This window comes from Pseudomonas sp. MM211, assembly GCF_020386635.1.
In the GTDB taxonomy this organism is placed as follows: Bacteria; Pseudomonadota; Gammaproteobacteria; order Pseudomonadales; family Pseudomonadaceae; genus Aquipseudomonas.
In genome coordinates, this window is the sequence record NZ_CP081942.1 from 718,548 (window position 1) to 740,083 (window position 21,536).

Annotated in this window: 11 protein-coding genes, 2 tRNA genes, 3 rRNA genes and 1 pseudogene; 10 read left to right on the forward strand and 7 right to left on the reverse strand. The window is 57.0% G+C overall.

Going from position 1 to position 21,536, the window contains the following annotated elements; all coding sequences use genetic code 11:
- Positions 1–79: 79 nt before the first annotated feature.
- The gene (locus tag K5Q02_RS03180) at positions 80–3,403 is read left to right on the forward strand and encodes a P-loop NTPase fold protein (RefSeq protein WP_225836296.1); all 3,324 of its coding nucleotides are present in this window, start codon (positions 80–82) and stop codon (positions 3,401–3,403) included.
- Between the two features lie 200 nt (positions 3,404–3,603).
- Here K5Q02_RS03180 and K5Q02_RS03185 read toward each other — a convergent pair whose 3' ends face one another.
- Positions 3,604–4,539 (reverse strand): LysR family transcriptional regulator, encoded by a 936-nt coding sequence (locus tag K5Q02_RS03185; RefSeq protein ID WP_225836298.1) that lies wholly within the window; start codon positions 4,537–4,539, stop codon positions 3,604–3,606.
- A gap of 213 nt (positions 4,540–4,752) precedes the next feature.
- Here K5Q02_RS03185 and K5Q02_RS03190 point away from each other — a divergent pair, with 213 nt between their 5' ends.
- The 9 genes from K5Q02_RS03190 to K5Q02_RS03230 all read left to right on the forward strand — a co-directional run bounded on the left by K5Q02_RS03190 (position 4,753) and on the right by K5Q02_RS03230 (position 13,524).
- Complete coding sequence (locus K5Q02_RS03190) at positions 4,753–5,319, forward strand: RraA family protein (RefSeq protein ID WP_225836301.1); 567 nt, start codon at positions 4,753–4,755, stop codon at positions 5,317–5,319.
- 132 nt (positions 5,320–5,451) lie between these two features.
- On the forward strand, positions 5,452–6,507 hold the full coding sequence (locus K5Q02_RS03195; RefSeq protein ID WP_225836304.1) for a TRAP transporter substrate-binding protein: 1,056 nt from the start codon (positions 5,452–5,454) through the stop codon (positions 6,505–6,507).
- 71 nt (positions 6,508–6,578) lie between these two features.
- A complete protein-coding gene (locus K5Q02_RS03200) occupies positions 6,579–7,187 on the forward strand; it encodes a TRAP transporter small permease subunit (protein WP_225836306.1) in 609 nt (202 codons plus the stop codon).
- On the forward strand, positions 7,188–8,468 hold the full coding sequence (locus K5Q02_RS03205; RefSeq protein WP_225836308.1) for a TRAP transporter large permease: 1,281 nt from the start codon (positions 7,188–7,190) through the stop codon (positions 8,466–8,468).
- Between the two features lie 536 nt (positions 8,469–9,004).
- A complete protein-coding gene (locus K5Q02_RS03210; protein WP_225836311.1) occupies positions 9,005–9,544 on the forward strand; it encodes a TRAP transporter small permease in 540 nt (179 codons plus the stop codon).
- Positions 9,544–10,827, forward strand: coding sequence for a TRAP transporter large permease subunit (locus K5Q02_RS03215; protein ID WP_225836313.1), 1,284 nt, complete (start codon positions 9,544–9,546; stop codon positions 10,825–10,827). Before K5Q02_RS03210 ends, K5Q02_RS03215 begins: the two co-directional genes overlap by 1 nt.
- A gap of 26 nt (positions 10,828–10,853) precedes the next feature.
- The gene (locus tag K5Q02_RS03220) at positions 10,854–11,852 is read left to right on the forward strand and encodes a TRAP transporter substrate-binding protein (protein WP_225836315.1); all 999 of its coding nucleotides are present in this window, start codon (positions 10,854–10,856) and stop codon (positions 11,850–11,852) included.
- 73 nt (positions 11,853–11,925) lie between these two features.
- Positions 11,926–12,729 carry a carbon-nitrogen hydrolase family protein gene (locus tag K5Q02_RS03225; protein WP_225836317.1) on the forward strand — a complete coding sequence of 268 codons (804 nt, stop codon included), beginning with the start codon at positions 11,926–11,928 and terminating at the stop codon, positions 12,727–12,729.
- 9 nt (positions 12,730–12,738) lie between these two features.
- Complete coding sequence (locus K5Q02_RS03230; protein WP_225836327.1) at positions 12,739–13,524, forward strand: HpcH/HpaI aldolase family protein; 786 nt, start codon at positions 12,739–12,741, stop codon at positions 13,522–13,524.
- A gap of 563 nt (positions 13,525–14,087) precedes the next feature.
- Here the strand turns inward: K5Q02_RS03230 and rrf are convergent.
- From rrf to norR, 6 genes and pseudogenes are all read right to left on the reverse strand, one after another.
- Positions 14,088–14,203 (reverse strand): 5S ribosomal RNA (gene rrf / locus K5Q02_RS03235).
- 140 nt (positions 14,204–14,343) lie between these two features.
- A 23S ribosomal RNA gene (locus tag K5Q02_RS03240) occupies positions 14,344–17,238 on the reverse strand.
- 259 nt (positions 17,239–17,497) lie between these two features.
- Positions 17,498–17,573: transfer RNA gene (locus tag K5Q02_RS03245), tRNA-Ala, on the reverse strand.
- A gap of 31 nt (positions 17,574–17,604) precedes the next feature.
- Positions 17,605–17,681, reverse strand: a tRNA-Ile gene (locus K5Q02_RS03250).
- A 66-nt stretch (positions 17,682–17,747) separates the two neighbouring features.
- Positions 17,748–19,284: ribosomal RNA gene (locus K5Q02_RS03255) — 16S ribosomal RNA — on the reverse strand.
- Together the 16S, 23S and 5S rRNA genes with 2 tRNA genes alongside form the textbook arrangement of a ribosomal RNA operon.
- Positions 19,285–19,907: 623 nt before the next feature.
- Positions 19,908–21,469, reverse strand: a pseudogene (gene norR / locus K5Q02_RS03260) (nitric oxide reductase transcriptional regulator NorR).
- Between the last annotated feature and the right edge of the window lie 67 nt (positions 21,470–21,536).

Here is a 21,536-nt window from a genome sequence, read left to right on the forward strand (position 1 = left end):
AGGAGGCCAAGTAGCTCTCACTCCTGAGTAGATAGCATTCTGCTATCTTTGAGCGTGATCTATCTCAAAGGGACTTCTAATGTCACGTGTCACATTTCAGAGCGAACAGCCATCCGAGCTGGATGTGTTCCCCGGCGGAAGCCATGAGAAGGTCGCGACGGCGATCTGTAACTATGTTGCCGACGACCAAAATTCACGTGTCATAGGCCTTGATGGCGAATTCGGCTCGGGCAAAAGCTCAATCCTTAAGATGCTCGACCTCAAGCTGCGCGGCCTGGACTCCAAGTACAAGGTGTGGTTTTTCGATTGCGAGCAAAATTATCAAGGTTCTATCAAGAGTAATTTCATCGAGCTTTTCACGGATGAGCTCCTAAAAACCGCAGGCACAGACGAAGGGATAAAGAAGGAATTACGCGATAGCCGTGATAAAGCTCTTGGGCGCCACTTTACATACTCCAAGAGCACCACCAGCAGGGTCAGTGCCTGGGCGCTGGTTTTGGTTGTGACGCTTTTCTTCTCTTCCAGCTCGTTCAGAGAGCTGTTCGCCCTCACAAAGCTCAAGGATCCTGTGCCCGCATGGATTTACGTGCTTCACGTCCTCTCGCTGCTGAGTCCGCTCATTACCTTGGGATGTGCATGGTGGCAACTGAAAGATACTAAGGTCGGCGATCAGCGGTGGAGTGTTTTTCATCTATTTAAAGGTGGATCTGACGATACCATTACAGAAAAAATCCAAGTCGCGAAAGAGGTGACACCTCTTGACCTCAAACGCATCCTTGAAGCCGATCTAAATCTCTTCAATGACACTCACTACATTGTCATCTTGGACAACCTTGACAGGTTGCCTAAGGACAGTCTGCGCTCGGTGTGGAGCGATCTTGAAATTTTCACTTGGGCGTCAGCCGAAAACAACCTAACGACTATCGTGCCTTTTTGCTCAAACAAGGTGGCCCAATATTTAAGTGCCGATCAAGATCGTACCTACGACTCCAGAGATTTCATTGCCAAAAAATTCCCCGTTGTTTTCCGAGCTCCACCAATCATCACCGCAGGTTGGAAGGACGGATTCTACAGGCTTTGGGAAAGCACCTACCCGGATGGCGATCGGGACGTTGCTGAGAAATGCGCGCTTCTGCTCCAACGCCATAGCCCCATGGCGAGCAAGCTTGTAACGCCTCGTTTGCAAAAGCGATTCATCAACGATATCGCTACGACGTCACTGACACTTGGGGGCGACATCAATCTCGTATCCATAGCTGCACACCTGCTGCTGTGCAAATACAACGCTCATCCTCTACAGGAAGTCATCAGGACGGGTGGATTTTCTGATGCTTATAAAAACGCGAGTGAACACCTCGACGACAAGGACGTGGTGGCGACTCAGCAGCTCTTGGGAGCGATCGTTGGCTCGGAAATTGAAGGCGGCTGGCAGATCCAGTTCCTTCAGATTCACTTCCTCACCACCAGTGATATCGCGATAGCTGAGCTGATTGATGAGCCTTTGAGCCTCGCAGTCCAAGAACAAAATGGCGAACGATTCGCCTCGCTGGTCACCGTGTTTGGATTCCGTGATGCCCTTAGACGATATTTGTACAACGGCGGGTATCAGGCTGATCTTATCCAGACGATCCACCTAGCAGCGGAATCGCTGGATGAACAACAGCTGAGCCTGGTGACGTCGATCATCGATACCGAGCCGCAAGCCTTTGTTGGCGAGCCTGGTGAGGATGCCCTTGCTTTCTACGACGCCTTGAAGACCTGTAGGCAGGCCGGGCTGCGTACCGACGGCTTTGCTCGACTGAAGAAAAACCTTGATGCTGTTGTCAGAAAGGCTGCGAACGAACCGGTACTGGATGAAGACCTCAGTGCTCACTTGGACAAACTCGTCGAGTACGACCGCTGCCTTGACGCACTAGGCGCCACTATTGCTAGCGTGACGGCAAATAACGCCGCGTACTTCATTCATGTCGTCGCTCAAGTAGAAGACCTCAGAGTGATCGAGCACACGCATTTCGTCTTCAGCAAGCAGGGTAGTGCCAGCATATTGCAACACATTGCGAGCGGCCCTGAGACACCGGCGCCGATAATCTCTCTGACAGAGGAGCAGCGCGAGTATCTGTTGGAGTTTGCGTACTCTGGTCAAAAGTCAGGCCAAGACGCTATCAGTAAGCTTAGTGACGTCGAATTGAAGGCGGTTACCAAAGCCTTCATGAGTAACCCGGCAGACAATGGAGCGCTTTTCGCTTTCGCGCTTCATCGAGAGGTAAACGACTCGATCTTGACGACCTTGGTGGCCCAGCCCTTCACGGGACGGACAACCAGCCAGAATTCAGCTGTCGCTGCAATTTTATTGGCCGCGCAGAAATACTCAGAGCTGGTCAAGATCGAAGATCTGGATTCGGTCGTAAGCAGCGATGTCTTCAAATTGTTTTTTAGATCTGGGGGCACATCCGAACCACTCACATCCGGCTTCGAAGAGGAAGAAGTTGAGCAAGCAATCGCCAGGATCTTTGCATGGGCAGTCAAAGAGGACGCGATTTGGAGACTCAGCCACACCTATGTCTCAGGGCACTTCGCAACGATAGCATCCACCATTGCACCTTACGGAGTAGCTGCCCAGCAGCTGTTTGATTGGTTGAATGACTGGCAGCGGCACATGTTCGTCACGTTCGCCTCAGTAGAAGCGATGGATAACGATTTTGTTCGTAGGCTTACGTTTAGTGCCGATCAGCAGTACCTAGTGCCTAAATCCACTGCCCTCGAATACTACAGATCTCAAGAACGCAGTGAACAGGAGTGGGCAGATATCCTGCGCAGTGCTAGTCCTAACCATGCTGTCCTGATCGATATGCTCAAGACCAAGGACGGATTCCAGCTGGCGTCTTCGGCGCGTAAAGCGATCGTCGGCATTCTGAGAGAAAAGGCAAGCACGCCGGCCTTTAATATCGACAAGAACAGTGTGGCCACCATTCAGACGGTGATCGGCACCATAGATCAAAGTCAGAAAAACCTCTTGGGGGCGGACATCAGGACGCTGATCTATTCCGAGGGCAGTATCAGTGGCCAGGTTGCTTGGATACTTGAGACGTTTGGCGACCTAATTGTAGACGTGCAGCCATCGAGCACAATGGAGGTTGGCAAGCTCATGGGTATCCTGGACTACCTGAGTGAGAGCCCAGATGAGTCAGCGCCTACGCTGAAGTTTCTGGATAACAGAGCAGGGCAGATCTCGGCGTATAGATACTCACAAGAGCTTCGTAAAGCCATGGCTATCGCTGTGGCAAAACTCAGCAAAACCGCTCCAAACCTTTTCCAGGCCTTTGCCAAGAAAACGGGCTTCAAGGGGTTGCTGAAAGAACTGATGCGGCCTGATCGCAAAACGACTCAAGCCGATCCAGACTAGAAAAACTCCGCGCACAGTGACTTTCCCAAGGAATAGGCTGAGTAGGTGTTAAGGTCGGATGCGCTGGCACTCCTCAAACGTGGGCCTTGAGCGCCCCATCTATACGGATGCTAATCAGGTCACTGCCCCACCTTTATTAATTCCAGTCCCTCACAACAATCTCTTATCTCCACCGCTCGTCCCAACCGGCCGCCACCCGCTCAGAGGGTGGCCAACTCCTCAGAATCAATCGCCTCCGCCCCCACCAAAAACTTCTGCCGCAATAACGTCTCCCGCGTAATCGCGACCAGCGCATCGATCTGCATGTCGGGCATTTCCGTCATGTAGGAGAGGCAGAAGCGGGCCGGGGGGATGGGTGGGTCGCAGGGCAGGGTTTTCAGCAGGTTGAGGGCGAGCATTTCGCGGATCAGCGGTACGGGCAGGATGCCGATGGCATGGCCGGCGGAGACCAGTTTGGCCATGAAGCTCAGGGAGTTGCTGGAGTGAAAGGCTTCCGAGGGTGCGTTGCCGCCCTTCAGCCAGTTCTCGACTACCGAGTAGAGGGTCGAGGGGGCGGAGTGGCTGACGATGGGGTGGCCGGCGGCGTGTTCCGGCAGAAAGGGGTCGGCGTCGATGCCCAGTTGCGGGGCGGCGACCCACTGGAAGGTCATCCAGCCGATGAAGATGTCGGTGACGTCCTCGCGGGTGGCGGGGTTGGTGAGCAGCGCCAGGTCGAGCTCGTGGTCGTTGAGCTTGCGGTTGAGCACGGCACCGACGTCGATGGTGATTTCCAGGGTGATCTCGGGAAAGTGCGCCTTGATCTCGGCGATCACGGCGGTCAGGCCGACCATCGCCGAGCATTCGTCGGCGCCCAGGCGCAGCCTGCGATGCTGCTTCTGCTTGGCGGCGAATTGCTCGAGTTTCACGCTGTTGTTGAGCGCCAGCTCGGCGTGGCGCAGGGCGATATGGCCATCGGCGGTGAGGGTCATGCGCTGCTTGCTGCGGTCGAACAGCTTGACGCTGAGCAGCGATTCCATCTCCCGAATGCGCGAGGAAATGGCCGGCTGGGTGAGGTGAAGGTGGCGTGATGCAGCATGTACACCGCCCAATCGGGCAGTCCAGTAGAAGGCCTCGATCTGCATCAGGGTAATACGCATGATAAAAATCTTCCCCTCTTCTGTTCGCTGATTTTTATTATCGCCAGAAAAACATGCTTGCTAGGATCGGGCTAACTTTCTTGCCCAAAACGAATAATTAAATAGCGCATGTATATTATCGAAGCACTTCCTGAAGCAATTGATCCAGAAGAACTTTCCGTTCTTTTGCGAGCCGAGCCCGCGACTATCGGGCATTTCATTACCACCGGCATATTGAGCCCACAAATACGGGCGCATTTCGAAAACCTGCGCACCGTAGGCACCGCTGTCACGGTGAAGATGCCCGGCGCCGACGGCGGGATCTTACATTACGCGATGGGTTGCGCGAGGCCTGGCGATTTTCTGGTGGTCGACCGCTGCGGCGAAAGCGTGACCGCTGCCATGGGCGGCGCCATGGCCTATGCCGCCAAGCAGGCGGGCATCGCCGGGATCGTGATCGACGGTTACGTCACCGACCTGGGTGAGATCCGCCAGCACGGCGTGCCGGTCTGGTCCTGGGGCGCCAGCGCCATCACCACGCGGGTGAAAGGCGAGGAAGGCGAATTCTGTACCGCGGTGCAATGTGGTGGCGTCGTAGTTCGGCCGGGTGATGCGGTGATCGCCGACGAGAACGGCATCGTCATCCTGCCACCCGCCCAGGCACTGGCCCTGGCCAGACGAGCCATCGAGTTCCAGGAAAACGAGAAGCACACCCTGGCGCGCCTGGCTCAGGGCGAGAAGTTTCCCGACGTGGTGGGGTCGCGCCCGCTGATCGACGCGGCTATCGGCAAAGCACGCTGATACGGCAGTTCCATCGATAGACCGGCATCACTGCGCGCAAGGTCAGGCGCCACGACAATACCAATACTGACCCGCTGCACTTTTCATCAGGTTTCTGCCCCGTAGCTCCCCCAAAAGAACAACAGGACTACCATGAAACTGTACTCGCTCCCCAGGGTGATCCTGGCTGCGCTGGGCTGCTCGATCGGCGCCAGCGCGCTTGCGGACGATGCGTCGTCCATCCATTTCAATGTGGTCGGTGGCGGTAGCCACAACTACACCTTTCGCGCCGTCGAGCGCCCGTTCTGGAATCAGACTCTGCCCGCCAGCTCGGGCGGCAAGGTCAGCGCACGCCTGATGGGCCTGTCGGAAAGCGGCCTCAAGGGGCCGGAGATGGTTCGCGTGCTGCGCTCCGGCGCGGTCGAGATCGGCATGGGCGTGTTCGCTTTCGTGGCGGGCGACGATGCGGCCTTCGAGGGCATCGACCTGCCCGGCATGGCCGCCGACATCGACACTTCGCGCAAGATCGCCAATGCCTACAAGCCGGTGCTGGAGGCACGCATGGCCGAACGCCACGGCGTCAAGCTGCTGGCGACCGTGCCCTATACCGCGCAGGTGTTCTTCTGCCGCGATGTCGTGAATAGCCTCGACGATCTCAAGGGCCGCAAGGTTCGCGTACGAGGCCGCAACATGGCCGACATGGTCGGCGCACTCGGCGGATCGCCGGTTACGCTGCCCTTCGCCGAGGTGGTCACGGCCATGCAGACCGGCGTCATCGACTGCGCGGTAACCGGCATGGGCTCGGGCAATGCCGCCAAGTGGTACGACGTGGCGAGCCATGTCTACGACCTGCCGGTGGACTGGTCGATCGGCTTCTACGCCATGGGTCTGCAGCGTTGGCAACAGCTTTCCCCTCACGTGCAGCAACTGCTGCAGACCCAGGCTCAGGTGCTGGAGGATGCCCTGTGGACGGAAACCGCCAGGGAGAACCGCTATGCGCTGGCCTGCAACACCGGTGCGGGCGACTGCCAGATTCATCACCCTGCCGATATGCAGGCCAATGCGCCCAGCGACGAGGAGCGCGCCAAGCTGCGCGCCGTGGTGCTGCGCATCGCCAATGACTGGGGCACGCGGTGCGGCACCGACTGCGTGCAGCAGTGGAACGCCACGGCGGGCAAGGCGATTGGCGTCAGCCTGAAAGATCCCTGAGCACAGCGAAGGCCTCGCCCGATGCAGCGCTTGCCGCGCTGACCTCCAACCGTTCGCGGAGAAACCTGCTCATGCAACAAACCAATACTTCGAGCCTGCGGCTCATCAATCGCATCGCCAAGGTCAGTGCCTGGGTGGGCGGCATCGCCCTGATGGGCTCGGCCCTGATGATCAGCATCGACCTGCTGTTGCGCCGCCTGTTCGGCTTTTCCATGGGCGGCGCCGACGAGATCGCCGGTTATGTACTGGCCATCGTCAGCGCCTGGGCGTTCCCCATCGCGCTGCTCAAACGTTCCCACCTGCGCGTGGACATCATCTACTCGCGCCTGTCGCTCAAGCCCAAGGTCGGCCTCGATCTGCTGGCACTGGCCGGCATGGCACTGTTCGTCGGCACGCTGCTGTTCCATGTCGGCGGGGTGCTGTGGGATTCCATCGCCTATCGCTCGATTTCCACCACGCCGCTGCAGGTGCCGCAGTGGATTCCCCAGTCACTGTGGTTCGCCGGGTACCTGTTCTTCGCCACGACCATTCTGGTGCTGGCCTACAACAGCGTGATTCAGCTGCGTCAGCAACGTTGGGCGGCGGCCAACGCACTGATCGGCATCAACTCCGTCGAGGAGGAGATCGAAGAAGAATCGCACTCCGCCCGTCCTCACGACATCACCCGGGAGGGCCGCTAGATGTTGGTTTTTACGCTTGTCGTACTGCTGGGCCTGCTCGGCCTGAGCGTGGCCGCAGCGGTCAGCGTTGGCTTGCTGGGCATGTCGCTGGCCGAGCTGTTTTCGGCGCTGCCACTGAGCAACGCCATGGGCGAAATCGCCTGGAGCACCGGCGCCGAATTCCTGCTGGTGGCCATTCCGCTGTACATCCTGATGGGTGAGCTGCTGGTCTGCTCGGGCGTAGCCGGACGCATGTACAGCGCCGCCGACAAGTGGCTGTCGTGGCTGCCAGGCGGCCTGATGAACTCGAACATCGGTGCCTCGGCGCTGTTCTCCGCCACCAGCGGCTCGAGCGTGGCAACGGCTGCGACCATCTCGACCATCGCCCTGCCCGAGCAGGAGCGCAAAGGCTACCCGGCGCCGCTGTTCCTCGGTTCCATCGCGGCGGGCGGTACCCTGGGCATTCTGATTCCACCCTCGATCAACATGATCCTGTTCGCGTTGATCGCCAACATCTCGGTACCCAAACTCTACCTGGCGGCGACCATCCCCGGTCTGCTGCTCTGCGTGATGTTCGTGGCGATGATCGTGATCACCTGCATGATCTGGCCGAAACTCGGCGGCACTCGGCAGCACGCCACCTGGGCCGAACGCCTGGCGAGCATCCCCGACCTGCTGCCGCCGCTGGCGATCTTCGTGCTGGTGGTCGGCGCGATCTACAGCGGTTTCGCCACCGCCAGCGAGTCGGCGGCACTTGGTGTGCTGGCAGCGTTCGGCCTCGGTCTGTGGCGCCGTACCTTCACCTGGCAGAACCTGGGCCAGGCGTTCGAATCCACCATGCGCACCAGCGGAATGATCATCTTCATCACCCTGTCGGCGTTCTTCCTCAACTTCGTGTTGTCGGCCATCGGCCTGACGCCGACGCTGGTCAGTTTCGTTACCGACCTGGACATGTCGCCGATGGCCACGCTGCTGGCGATCATCCTGTTCTACATCGTGCTCGGCTGTTTCATGGATACCCTGGCGATGCTGATTACCACCGCGCCGTTGGTAGTGCCGGTCATCGTGGCGCTGGGTTTCGATCCCTTGTGGTTCGGGGTGATCCTTATCGTGCTCTGCGAGATGGGGCAGATAACACCGCCGTTCGGCATGAATCTGTTCGTGGTGCAGAGTATTCGCAACAAAGGCAACTTCGTTGACGTCATCTATGGGGCGCTGCCGTTCTGCCTGGTGCTGCTGTTACTTATTGCGCTATTGATCCTGTTTCCACAACTTGCACTGTGGCTTCCACAATTCGCGTGACGTTATTGATACGTGCGCGACGCGCGGGAACAAACTGGGTAAATTAAAACGACGGGCAGACAAGACACGCCGCAAAAGGATTTGCACTATTACCCCTTTTATTTCGCGACGCCGATCAGAAACCCTGCCGGCCACCGCAGCCAACTCACCACAGCCCGCCCAGCCCGCGGCGGCGTTCGGCTGCCTGACAGTTTATAAACTGCTTATATTTGCAAGACAATAATGCGCTAAATCGCGTTACTTATTGGTGCGTGCGCGCTATGGAAGTGCAATAAACATCAGTGTCTGCCGTTTTTATCAGCCTAATAAAAACATTGAATCCGACTCTTCGGGTAGCGCCGTTGACACTCAAGGGCAATGAGAAAAGAATCAATCACCGCGTATGACAACATACGACTAATAACAAAAAGGTGATACATGCCCGCCTATTCCATCACGGCCAACGCTGCCGTATCGGCAACTTTCACGAGTGCCGAAAACAATTACCCAGCAACTTCCTTACTTCGCTCATCTGCCCATTCGCTGGAGAGAGCACCGTGAAAAACATTCTGACTATCTACTTCGCCGCGCTGAAAGTGCTGATCGTTTCCAGCCTGGTGTGTATCACCCTGTTGATCTTCTTCAACGTCGTCCTGCGCTACGGCTTCAACTCCGGGCTGTTCTTCAGCGAGGAAATCTCGCGGCTGGCATTCGTCTGGCTGGTGTTCGCCGGGGCTCAGCTGATGCTCCATGAGAACGGCCATATCGGCGTCGATATCGTGACCAGTCGCGTATCGCCAACCGTCGGCAAATACCTGCTGCTGCTCACTCAGGTGCTGATGCTCTACGTCACCTGGCTGTTCCTGGAGGGCAGCTGGAAGCAAACGCTGATCAACCTGCATGTCGGCGCCCCATCGACTGGCGTGTCCATGGCGCTCTTCTATGGCGCCGGCCTGGTGTTCTCGGTACTTAGCGCAGCACTGATCACCATGCAGATGATCGACAACCTGAGAAAACCCGCGGGCAGCTACAAGCCGCAGACCGCCGAACCCGACATCCACGTCGCCCCCACCACCCAACCAGGGGTACTGAAGTAATGGCCCTCACCGTCTTCGTCGGCGTGCTGATGGCCGCCATCCTCATCGGCGCCCCCATCGCCTACGCCCTGATTCTCTGTGGCGTTGCCCTGATGTGGCTGCTGGGGCTGTTCGATGGGCAGATCATCGCGCAGAACATCATCAACTCCGCCGGCAGCTTCCCCCTGCTGGCCATTCCATTGTTCATCATCGCCGGTGAGGTGATGAACAGCGGCGGGCTGTCCAAACGCATCATCAACCTGGCCATCGCCATGGTTGGTCACCTGCGTGGCGGCCTCGGGTACGTGACCATCTTCGCGGGCGTGTTGCTGTCCAGCCTGTCCGGCTCGGCACTGGCCGACGCAGCTTCGCTGACGGCGCTGCTGCTGCCGATGATGGTCATCGCCGGCTACAACAAGAACCGCTCCGGTGGCCTGATCGCCTCGGTCTCGGTGCTCGGCTCGATCATCCCGCCGAGCATCGGCTTCGTGGTGCTGGGCGTGGCTTCCGGCCTGTCGATCACCAAGCTGTTCCTCGCTGGCATCGCTCCAGGGCTGATGATCGCCGTTGCACTGTGCGTGGCCTGGTGGCTGGTATCGCGCCGCGACACCGATGTGAAGCTGAGCCCGAAAGCATCCGGTAAGGAGCGCGCCAAGGCCTTTGTCGACAGCATCTGGGCACTGATGCTGCCAGTGATCATCGTCGTCGGCTTGCGCTTTGGCGTGGTGACGCCGACCGAAGCGGGCGCCGTGGCCAGCGTTTATGCGCTGCTGGTTTCCGCACTGGTGTACCGCGAGTTGAATCTGAAGGATCTCAACGCGCTGTTGCTGCGTGCCGGCAAGACCACCGCAGCGGTGATGTTCCTGGTCGCGGCGGCATCGATCCCGGCGTGGATGATCACCATCGCCGACATTCCCGGCCAAATCATCGACCTGATCGCGCCGGTGATGGACAACCCGAAACTGCTGATCCTGGTGCTGATGCTGCTGATCCTGGTGATCTCCATGGTCATGGATCTGACGCCGACCGTACTGCTGCTCGCACCGATCCTGGTGCCCGTGGTGACGGCGGCGGGCATCGACCCGATCTATTTCGGCGTGCTGTTCATGATCAATTGCTCCATCGGCCTGATTACCCCGCCCGTGGGCACGGTGCTCAACGTCGTCTGCGGTATCGGACGAATGCGCTACGAAGCACTGCTCAAGGGCACTTTCCCGTTCCTGATCGCCGAAGTCATCGTGCTGTTCCTGCTCGTGGCCTTCCCCGATCTGGTCACCGTCCCCGCGCAATGGTTCGCCAAATAACAACAGCCAACAAAAAGGACTCCACCATGAAAAAGCAACTGACCGCACTCGCTGCGTTGCTGCTGGCCAGCAGCCTGAGCTTCGCCGCCGAGTACAACTCGCACACCATCAAATTCGCCGCCACCAGCCCGAAGGGCACTCCGCCGGCCATCGGCATGGAACTGTTCGCCAAGAAAGTCAGTGAGCGCAGTGGCGGCAAGATCAAGGTGCGCACCTTTCCCAACGGCGTGCTGGGCGGTGACGTGCAGGTACTGTCATCGCTGCAGGGCGGGGTGATCGAGATGATGACCTGGAACGCCGGGCTGATGCTCAACCACGTTACCGACTTCGGCATCCTCGACTTCCCGTTCCTGTACACCGACACCGCCAAGGTCGACGCCATGCTCGATGGCGAAGTCGGCAAGATGCTCACCGACCAGCTGCCGCCGCAGAACCTGGTCGGCCTGGCGTTCTGGGAGCTGGGGGTGCGCAACCTGACCAACAACAAGCGCCCGGTGGCGAAGCTGGAAGACATCGCCGGCCTGAAGATCCGCGCTCAGCAATCGCCGCTGTTCCTCGATGTGTGGTCGGCACTCGGCGCCAACCCGACGCCACTGCCATTCACCGAAGTGCACACAGCGCTGGAGACCGGCACGGTCGACGGTCAGGAGAACCCGGCCGCGCTGATCCTCGCGTCCAAGTTCAACGAGGTGCAGAAGTACCTGAGTCTCACCCATCACAACTACAACCCGCAGATCGTCCTGATCGGCAAAACCTTCTGGGACAAGCTCAACGACGACGAGAAGAAGCTGCTCAGCGAGGTGGCCATGGAAGTGCGCCTCGAGCAGCGGCAGATCTCCCGTGAGGCGGACAGCAAGGCCATCGCCGAACTGGAAGCGTCGGGCATGACGGTCAACGCAGTGCCGGATGAAGAAATCGCCCGCATCCAGGAAAAGATCCGCCCGGTCGTCGAGAAGTACGCCGCCAAGATCAACCCCGAGCTCGTGAAGAAAGTTTACGAGGCCATGGACGTCGCCCAGCCCTAAGTACCGCAGCGTCGCTGCACGAACAAGCGCGCCCGATCACTCGGGCGCGTTCTGCCAGTCATAGAGGAAACCCATGAAAATTTCGGTCGCGCAGATCCACCCCGTTCCCGGCAACCCGACCCAGACCATCGAGAAAGTCGCCGAGCTGTCGCGCCAGACGGCACTCGAAGGCTCGCGTCTGATCGCCTTCCCTGAATGCCTGCTCACCGGCGGCTCGTTCGACAGCCGTGAAGATCTGGAGCGTGGCGCTATCGAGATCGAAGCACTGGCGCCGTTGCTGGCCGTAAGTGCGGAAACCGGTATCTACATCATCGCCGGCTTCTACGAGCGCCGCCCGGACGCCATCTTCAACACTGCAGCATTGATTGGCCCTAAAGGTATCGTGGGTCTGCATCGCAAGCGTCACCTGCCCTTCATGATCGGTGACCGCTTCACCGATACCCCGGATGAGTGGACGCCACCGGTCTTCGATACCGAGATCGGTCGTATCGGCATGGCCATCTGTTATGAAATCCGCTTCCCGGAAGTGGTACGCACCCTGGCCCTGGAAGGCGCCGACATCGTCGTACTGCCGGCCGCCTGGCCAGAGCAGGCGCGCATGCTGCCGGACATCTTCAGCACCGTGCGCGCAGCCGAGAACATCGTCTACTTCGTGGCGCCGAACCGTAACGATATGGACGGCGGCATGCAGTTCATCGGTATGAGCCACATCATCGAGCCGTCCGGCAAGACGCTGGTACGTGCTGGCGCAGAAGATGGTGTGTTCACTGTCGAGATCGACGTGGAGAAAGCCCGCAACAAGTCGCTGATCCGCGAACCCGGCGTGTTCGAAGTGCATCCTTTCCGCGATCGCCTCCCCGATACCTACCGCATCTGAGGTGACCTGATGACCAATACACTCAAACAGCTGATGGCCCGCTCGCACACCTACGGCATGAACATCTACGGCACGTCGTCGATGGCCATCGAGGTAGCGGGAAACTGGGGTCTGGATTTCGTTTTCATCGATGCCGAGCACACTTCGCTGAGTATCGATCGCGACATGGAAAAGCTCATCCTGGCGGCCAAGTGCTCCGGCATCCATAGCCTGGTGCGCGTGCGTGGCACCCTTGAGTGGGATATCCGCAAGGCGCTGGAAATGGGCGCTTCGGGGGTGATCATTCCGCAGGTGCACAATGCCGAGCAGATGCGCACCATTATCCGCTACAGCAAGTTCCCGCCCATGGGCCGCCGTGGCGGTGACAGCTCGGTACGCTCGGCCAACTACGCAGGGCCGAACTTCGATTGGGGCAGTTATACACAGGCGGAGAACGATCGCAGCGTGATCGTGCCGATGGCAGAGAGCTACGAGTTCTTCGACAACATCGACGAGATCCTCGACGTCGAAGGTATCGACGCCGTGCACTTCGGCCCGGCCGACTACTCACTGTCGCGCCAATTGCCGGTCGACTATCGGCTGGGCAACCCTGAAGTGCTGCAACGCCTGGAGTTGCTGATCGAGAAGTGCCACGCCCGCTCGATCCAGGTCATGGTGCCCTGCTTCCCAGCCGACGGCGAAACCGCCAAACGCCTGCTCGAGATGGGCAGCGACATGCTGTTGATGGGCAGTGACCTGTCCTGGCTCAACCAGGCCGGGCGCAGCATCGCTGCGGTGAAAGAACAGTTGCAGTAACCGAGTAAAGCGCCAAAAAACGAAGCCCGCTATATGCGGGCTTCGTCGTTTTTGTGGGACGGGCCTTTGTAGCAGCCGGTTTGCTGGCGAAGCGGGCTAGAGAGCATCGCCGGCAAGCCGGCTCCTACGTGCGACCTGCAGCCTGTTCGCTACATTCGTTGTGCATAGGCGGAAGGTTAAACCTCAAGGCGGCCCCTGGTTACGCCTTCGGCTAACCCAGGCTACAGAAGCCACCTCAGGCATCGTAGGGTGGAAGACGCCTCATCCTTCCACCACAGCTCTCGCCCGCTCCGCCCCGTAGCCTGGGTCGAGCGAAGCGACACCCGGGAAGGCCTTCAAACCCAAAGCCTCGCGTGCGCATAACCGCCCTTTGTAGGAGCCGGCTTGCCGGCGATGCTCTTTGACCGAGGCTCGCCGGCAAGCCGGCTCCTACGTGCGGTCTGTAGCCCGCCCTGTGCGCCTTAGATCACGTCGCCAGGGTTGCCGCCCCACTCCCCCCACTTTTCCTGCGCCCAAAAGGCGAAACCCCAGACCTCTGTCGAGATCTGGGGTTTCTAGTAGAAGCTTGACGATGACCTACTCTCACATGGAGAAACTCCACACTACCATCGGCGATGCATCGTTTCACTACTGAGTTCGGGATGGGATCAGGTGGTTCCAACGCTCTATGGTCGTCAAGCAATCTGGTTGGGGAGTCGATGTTTAGGTCGCTTCCCCGAATTGGGTATGTGATATCAGTTGGTATTGCGTGTTCTTTTACAAATTTTCGGCATTACTGTCGACTTCTACCGTCTAACAGCCAAATTGTTTGGGTGTTATATGGTCAAGCCTCACGGGCAATTAGTACTGGTTAGCTCAACGCCTCACAACGCTTACACACCCAGCCTATCAACGTCGTAGTCTTCGACGGCCCTTTAGGGAACTCAAGGTTCCAGTGAGATCTCATCTTGAGGCAAGTTTCCCGCTTAGATGCTTTCAGCGGTTATCTTTCCCGAACATAGCTACCCGGCAATGCCACTGGCGTGACAACCGGAACACCAGAGGTTCGTCCACTCCGGTCCTCTCGTACTAGGAGCAGCCCCTCTCAAATCTCAAACGTCCACGGCAGATAGGGACCGAACTGTCTCACGACGTTCTAAACCCAGCTCGCGTACCACTTTAAATGGCGAACAGCCATACCCTTGGGACCGGCTTCAGCCCCAGGATGTGATGAGCCGACATCGAGGTGCCAAACACCGCCGTCGATATGAACTCTTGGGCGGTATCAGCCTGTTATCCCCGGAGTACCTTTTATCCGTTGAGCGATGGCCCTTCCATACAGAACCACCGGATCACTAAGACCTACTTTCGTACCTGCTCGACGTGTCTGTCTCGCAGTCAAGCGCGCTTTTGCCTTTATACTCTACGACCGATTTCCGACCGGTCTGAGCGCACCTTCGTACTCCTCCGTTACTCTTTAGGAGGAGACCGCCCCAGTCAAACTACCCACCATACACTGTCCTCGATCCGGATAACGGACCAGAGTTAGAACCTCAAGGTTGCCAGGGTGGTATTTCAAGGTTGGCTCCATGAGAACTAGCGTCCCCACTTCAAAGCCTCCCACCTATCCTACACAAGCAAGCTCAAAGTCCAGTGCAAAGCTATAGTAAAGGTTCACGGGGTCTTTCCGTCTAGCCGCGGATACACTGCATCTTCACAGCGATTTCAATTTCACTGAGTCTCGGGTGGAGACAGCGCCGCCATCGTTACGCCATTCGTGCAGGTCGGAACTTACCCGACAAGGAATTTCGCTACCTTAGGACCGTTATAGTTACGGCCGCCGTTTACCGGGGCTTCGATCAAGAGCTTCGCGTTAGCTAACCCCATCAATTAACCTTCCGGCACCGGGCAGGCGTCACACCCTATACGTCCACTTTCGTGTTTGCAGAGTGCTGTGTTTTTAATAAACAGTCGCAGCGGCCTGGTATCTTCGACCGGCATGTGCTTACGGGGTAAACCCTTCACACTCACCGGCGCACCTTCTCCCGAAGTTACGGTGCCATTTTGCCTAGTTCCTTCACCCGAGTTCTCTCAAGCGCCTTGGTATTCTCTACCTAACCACCTGTGTCGGTTTGGGGTACGGTTCCTAATTACCTGAAGCTTAGAAGCTTTTCCTGGAAGCATGGCATCAACCACTTCATCGTCCTAAAGGACAACTCGTCATCAGCTCTCGGCCTTGATCTCCCGGATTTACCTAAGAAATCAGCCTACCACCTTAAACACGGACAACCAACGCCGTGCTGGCCTAGCCTTCTCCGTCCCTCCATCGCAGTAATTAGAAGTACGGGAATATTAACCCGTTTCCCATCGACTACGCATTTCTGCCTCGCCTTAGGGGCCGACTCACCCTGCGTCGATTAACGTTGCGCAGGAAACCTTGGTCTTTCGGCGTGGGAGTTTTTCACTCCCATTGTCGTTACTCATGTCAGCATTCGCACTTCTGATACCTCCAGCAAGCTTCTCAACTCACCTTCACAGGCTTACAGAACGCTCCTCTACCGCTCATCCTAAGATGAACCCGTAGCTTCGGTGTATGGTTTGAGCCCCGTTACATCTTCCGCGCAGGCCGACTCGACTAGTGAGCTATTACGCTTTCTTTAAAGGATGGCTGCTTCTAAGCCAACCTCCTAGCTGTCTAAGCCTTCCCACATCGTTTCCCACTTAACCATAACTTTGGGACCTTAGCTGACGGTCTGGGTTGTTTCCCTTTTCACGACGGACGTTAGCACCCGCCGTGTGTCTCCCGTGCTGACACTTGCTGGTATTCGGAGTTTGCATCGGTTTGGTAAGTCGGGATGACCCCCTAGCCGAAACAGTGCTCTACCCCCAGCAGTGATACACGAGGCGCTACCTAAATAGCTTTCGAGGAGAACCAGCTATCTCCGAGCTTGATTAGCCTTTCACTCCGATCCACAGGTCATCCGCTAACTTTTCAACGGTAGTCGGTTCGATTCCTCCAGTTAGTGTTACCCAACCTTCAACCTGCCCATGGATAGATCGCCCGGTTTCGGGTCTATACCCAGCGACTAAACGCCCTATTAAGACTCGCTTTCGCTACGCCTCCCCTATTCGGTTAAGCTCGCCACTGAATATAAGTCGCTGACCCATTATACAAAAGGTACGCAGTCACCCAACAAAGTAGGCTCCCACTGCTTGTACGCATACGGTTTCAGGATCTATTTCACTCCCCTCTCCGGGGTTCTTTTCGCCTTTCCCTCACGGTACTAGTTCACTATCGGTCAGTCAGTAGTATTTAGCCTTGGAGGATGAATTCCCCCCATATTCAGACAAAGTTTCTCGTGCTCCGTCCTACTCGATTTCATTGAAAAGAGATTTTCGTGTACGGGGCTATCACCCACTACGGCGGAACTTTCCAGAACCTTCCACTAATCTCTAATCAACTTAAGGGCTAGTCCCCGTTCGCTCGCCACTACTAAGGGAATCTCGGTTGATTTCTTTTCCTCAGGGTACTTAGATGTTTCAGTTCCCCTGGTTCGCCTCATGCACCTATGTATTCAGTGCATGATACCCAGCTTATGCTAGGTGGGTTCCCCCATTCAGAGATCTCCGGATCAAAGTCTGTTTGCCGACTCCCCGGAGCTTATCGCAGGCTACAACGTCTTTCATCGCCTCTGACTGCCAAGGCATCCACCGTATGCGCTTCTTCACTTGACCATATAACCCCAAGCAATCTGGTTACTGTCTATAACGTGAAGACGACATTCGCCGAAAATTTGCACTTGAGAACAACGCAAATTTTACCTTGACCAAATTAATTACCAGTGAAAGTAATTAATCAGTCACTTCTATCACATACCCAAATTTTTAAAGAACGATTTTTCTGACTGGTCAAAGACCAGAAATCAACACTCATCTGCCTAAACAGGAATGCTCATTTCTGAACTCTAATTCTCAACAATCTCGAGGCTGTAAGTGGTGGAGCCAAGCGGGATCGAACCGCTGACCTCCTGCGTGCAAGGCAGGCGCTCTCCCAGCTGAGCTATGGCCCCAAATACTTCCAAGGCCTGCACCCTCAACAATTGGTGGGTCTGGGCAGATTCGAACTGCCGACCTCACCCTTATCAGGGGTGCGCTCTAACCAACTGAGCTACAGACCCAATCGTCTTTCGCAATGAATCAAGCAATTCGTGTGGGTGCTTATGAATAAGCTGGGATCTTTCGATTAAGGAGGTGATCCAGCCGCAGGTTCCCCTACGGCTACCTTGTTACGACTTCACCCCAGTCATGAATCACACCGTGGTAACCGTCCCCCCGAAGGTTAGACTAGCTACTTCTGGTGCAACCCACTCCCATGGTGTGACGGGCGGTGTGTACAAGGCCCGGGAACGTATTCACCGTGACATTCTGATTCACGATTACTAGCGATTCCGACTTCACGCAGTCGAGTTGCAGACTGCGATCCGGACTACGATCGGTTTTATGGGATTAGCTCCACCTCGCGGCTTGGCAACCCTTTGTACCGACCATTGTAGCACGTGTGTAGCCCAGGCCGTAAGGGCCATGATGACTTGACGTCATCCCCACCTTCCTCCGGTTTGTCACCGGCAGTCTCCTTAGAGTTCCCACCATTACGTGCTGGTAACTAAGGACAAGGGTTGCGCTCGTTACGGGACTTAACCCAACATCTCACGACACGAGCTGACGACAGCCATGCAGCACCTGTGTCTGAGTTCCCGAAGGCACCAATCCATCTCTGGAAAGTTCTCAGCATGTCAAGGCCTGGTAAGGTTCTTCGCGTTGCTTCGAATTAAACCACATGCTCCACCGCTTGTGCGGGCCCCCGTCAATTCATTTGAGTTTTAACCTTGCGGCCGTACTCCCCAGGCGGTCAACTTAATGCGTTAGCTGCGCCACTAAGTCCTCAAGGAACCCAACGGCTAGTTGACATCGTTTACGGCGTGGACTACCAGGGTATCTAATCCTGTTTGCTCCCCACGCTTTCGCACCTCAGTGTCAGTATCAGTCCAGGTGGTCGCCTTCGCCACTGGTGTTCCTTCCTATATCTACGCATTTCACCGCTACACAGGAAATTCCACCACCCTCTACCGTACTCTAGCCTGCCAGTTTTGGATGCAGTTCCCAGGTTGAGCCCGGGGCTTTCACATCCAACTTAACAAACCACCTACGCGCGCTTTACGCCCAGTAATTCCGATTAACGCTTGCACCCTCTGTATTACCGCGGCTGCTGGCACAGAGTTAGCCGGTGCTTATTCTGTCGGTAACGTCAAAACAGCAAAGTATTAATTTACTGCCCTTCCTCCCAACTTAAAGTGCTTTACAATCCGAAGACCTTCTTCACACACGCGGCATGGCTGGATCAGGCTTTCGCCCATTGTCCAATATTCCCCACTGCTGCCTCCCGTAGGAGTCTGGACCGTGTCTCAGTTCCAGTGTGACTGATCATCCTCTCAGACCAGTTACGGATCGTCGCCTTGGTGAGCCTTTACCTCACCAACTAGCTAATCCGACCTAGGCTCATCTATTAGCGCAAGGCCCGAAGGTCCCCTGCTTTCTCCCGTAGGACGTATGCGGTATTAGCGTTCCTTTCGAAACGTTGTCCCCCACTAATAGGCAGATTCCTAGGCATTACTCACCCGTCCGCCGCTGAATCAGGGAGCAAGCTCCCGTCAACCGCTCGACTTGCATGTGTTAGGCCTGCCGCCAGCGTTCAATCTGAGCCATGATCAAACTCTTCAGTTCAATACTGCATGGGTTTTGAGAAAACCCTAAACTTGGCTCAGCAATCGCAAACTCTTCAATTAAGAAGAAAAAACTCTCTATTACGAGTGTTTACTTGTGATGCTGATAATCTTGCGATCCTCAGTCTTAGCTCACAAGCACCCACACGAATTGCTTGATTCAATTGTTAAAGAACGTTTGGTTAAGTCTTTCGTCTCAACCGAGGCGCGCATCTTACAGCAGCCTCATTTCCTGTCAAGTTGTTTTTGAAGAATTTTTTCTTTCTTCTCAACACCTTGCAGCACCCAACCAGATCATCTTCTCTCCAGCGGGAGGCGCATTCTACAGCGTTACAACCTGCTGTCAACACCCTCTTTACCGCCTTCGATCAAACCTGATCGAACCACCAACAGAGCCACTCAAACCACCCTGTCGATGCCGGCGCATTCTACTCGAATTCGCCGTCCGTGCAACCCTTATTTTCTTCTAACTTCCTGATTAACAAGGAGTTTTCAGATCAGGCTGCGCCGGAAGTGGTGCGCATTATAGGCAGCCAGAATCTCAGGTCAACCGTTTATTTCATCTAACTGCAATAAAACTGCTCTGGCGGCCTTCCCTCTATATAAGCAGCACTTCAGAGGCAGCTACTTGAGGCCCAGGCGCCTGGCCAAGCGCTGCAGATTGGCGCGATCTACATCCAGCTCGCGCGCCACCTCGGCCCAACGCCCGGTATGGCGAACCAGTGCTGCCTCTATAAGGCGCCGTTGGTATTCATCTACCGCATCGCGCAGGCCCAGTCCCGCTGACGGCAACTCGCTGCTGGCGATCAAGGGGTTCTCTTCTTCTATATGCATTGCCAGGGATGGCTGCAGATCCAGCGCACGGCTATCGATGGTGAGGATCTGCGGGCGCTCTCCACAGGCTGACAAGGCCTTGATGGCCGCACGGCCAATCAGGTGCTCCAACTCCCGGACATTGCCCGGCCAGTCATGCTGCAACAGGGTTTTCTGAGCATCGGCCGAAAGACGCAGGCTGCGCAGCCCCAGCCGCGCCCGGTTGTCTTCGAGGAAGTAGCCGGCAAGCAGCAGTACATCACGCCCCCGCTCACGTAGCGTCGGCACCTTGAGTGGATACACGCTAAGGCGATGATAGAGGTCGGCGCGAAAGCGCCCGGCACGTACTTCTTCGGCCAGGTCACGATTGGTGGCAGCCAGCACCCGCACATCTACACGATGCTCGCGGTCGAGCCTACCCGTTGTAGCTGACCACTCTGCAGCACCCTCAACAGCTTCGACTGCACGGCGAGAGGCAGCTCGCCCACTTCATCGAGAAACAACGTGGCGCCATCGGCCACCTCGAACTTGCCACGCCGCTCACTGACGGCCCCCGAGAACGCTCCGCGCACGTGACCGAACAGCTCGCTTTCCACCAGGGTGTCCGGCAACGCAGCACAGTTGATGCTGACCATCGGCCGCGATGCACGCGTGGACGCTGCATGCAGCGCCTCGGCGACCAGCTCCTTGCCCACACCGGTTTCGCCACTGATGAGGACGGTCAGGTCACTGCCGCCTACTAGCTCTATCTCCTGAAGCAGCGCCTTGTGCCTCGGACTCTGACCAATCATCTCCCGAGGACGCACGGCGTCGGCCGCCTGTTTATAGAGTTCGGCGCGCCGCTGTTCGTCTTCCACACGCCCCATCAGCAGACTGATCCGCTCGCTGGCGGCCACCGTCGCGGCTGCGAGGCTTGCGAAAGCCTCCAGCATGCCCAGGTCGACACGGCCAAAGCTGCTCGACTGCAGCGAGTCCAGGGTCAACAGCCCCCAGAGCTGCTCCTTTATATAGAGCGGACAGCCCAGGCAATCATGAACCTCGAGATGGCCATGCTGCCCTTCGAGCAGCCCGTCATAAGGATCGGGCAGTTCGCAGTCCGCGGCAAAACGAGTGGGCCCACGGTGCTGCAGCAACTCGTGCAGACGCGGATGCTCGCTCACCTTGAAGCGCCGCCCCATGGTGTCGGCACTCAGCCCCTCAACCGACAGCGGCACCAGCACATCGCCATCGAGCCTGAGCAGCGCCACGGCATCACAGGGAAACAGCTGCCGCAGTGCAGCAAGCAGCCGACGATAGCGCTCACTCTCGGGCAGCTCGCGAGACAGGTCATCGACCAATGGCAGCAGAGCGACGAGTAAGGGGCTAGAGGTCATAAAGACACCAAAAGAGTCATATAGACACATATCAACGAGAGTCGAAAAGACTCATAGCACGCGCAAC

Bases quoted from the DNA above. Each gene is read 5' to 3' on its own strand.
- K5Q02_RS03180 (WP_225836296.1), top strand. From the start codon at position 80: ATGTCACGTGTCACATTTCAGAGCGAACAGCCATCCGAGCTGGATGTG.
- K5Q02_RS03185 (WP_225836298.1), bottom strand. From the start codon at position 4,539: ATGCGTATTACCCTGATGCAGATCGAGGCCTTCTACTGGACTGCCCGA.
- K5Q02_RS03195 (WP_225836304.1), top strand. From the start codon at position 5,452: ATGAAACTGTACTCGCTCCCCAGGGTGATCCTGGCTGCGCTGGGCTGC.
- K5Q02_RS03200 (WP_225836306.1), top strand. From the start codon at position 6,579: ATGCAACAAACCAATACTTCGAGCCTGCGGCTCATCAATCGCATCGCC.
- K5Q02_RS03205 (WP_225836308.1), top strand. From the start codon at position 7,188: ATGTTGGTTTTTACGCTTGTCGTACTGCTGGGCCTGCTCGGCCTGAGC.
- K5Q02_RS03215 (WP_225836313.1), top strand. From the start codon at position 9,544: ATGGCCCTCACCGTCTTCGTCGGCGTGCTGATGGCCGCCATCCTCATC.
- K5Q02_RS03220 (WP_225836315.1), top strand. From the start codon at position 10,854: ATGAAAAAGCAACTGACCGCACTCGCTGCGTTGCTGCTGGCCAGCAGC.
- K5Q02_RS03225 (WP_225836317.1), top strand. From the start codon at position 11,926: ATGAAAATTTCGGTCGCGCAGATCCACCCCGTTCCCGGCAACCCGACC.
- K5Q02_RS03230 (WP_225836327.1), top strand. From the start codon at position 12,739: ATGACCAATACACTCAAACAGCTGATGGCCCGCTCGCACACCTACGGC.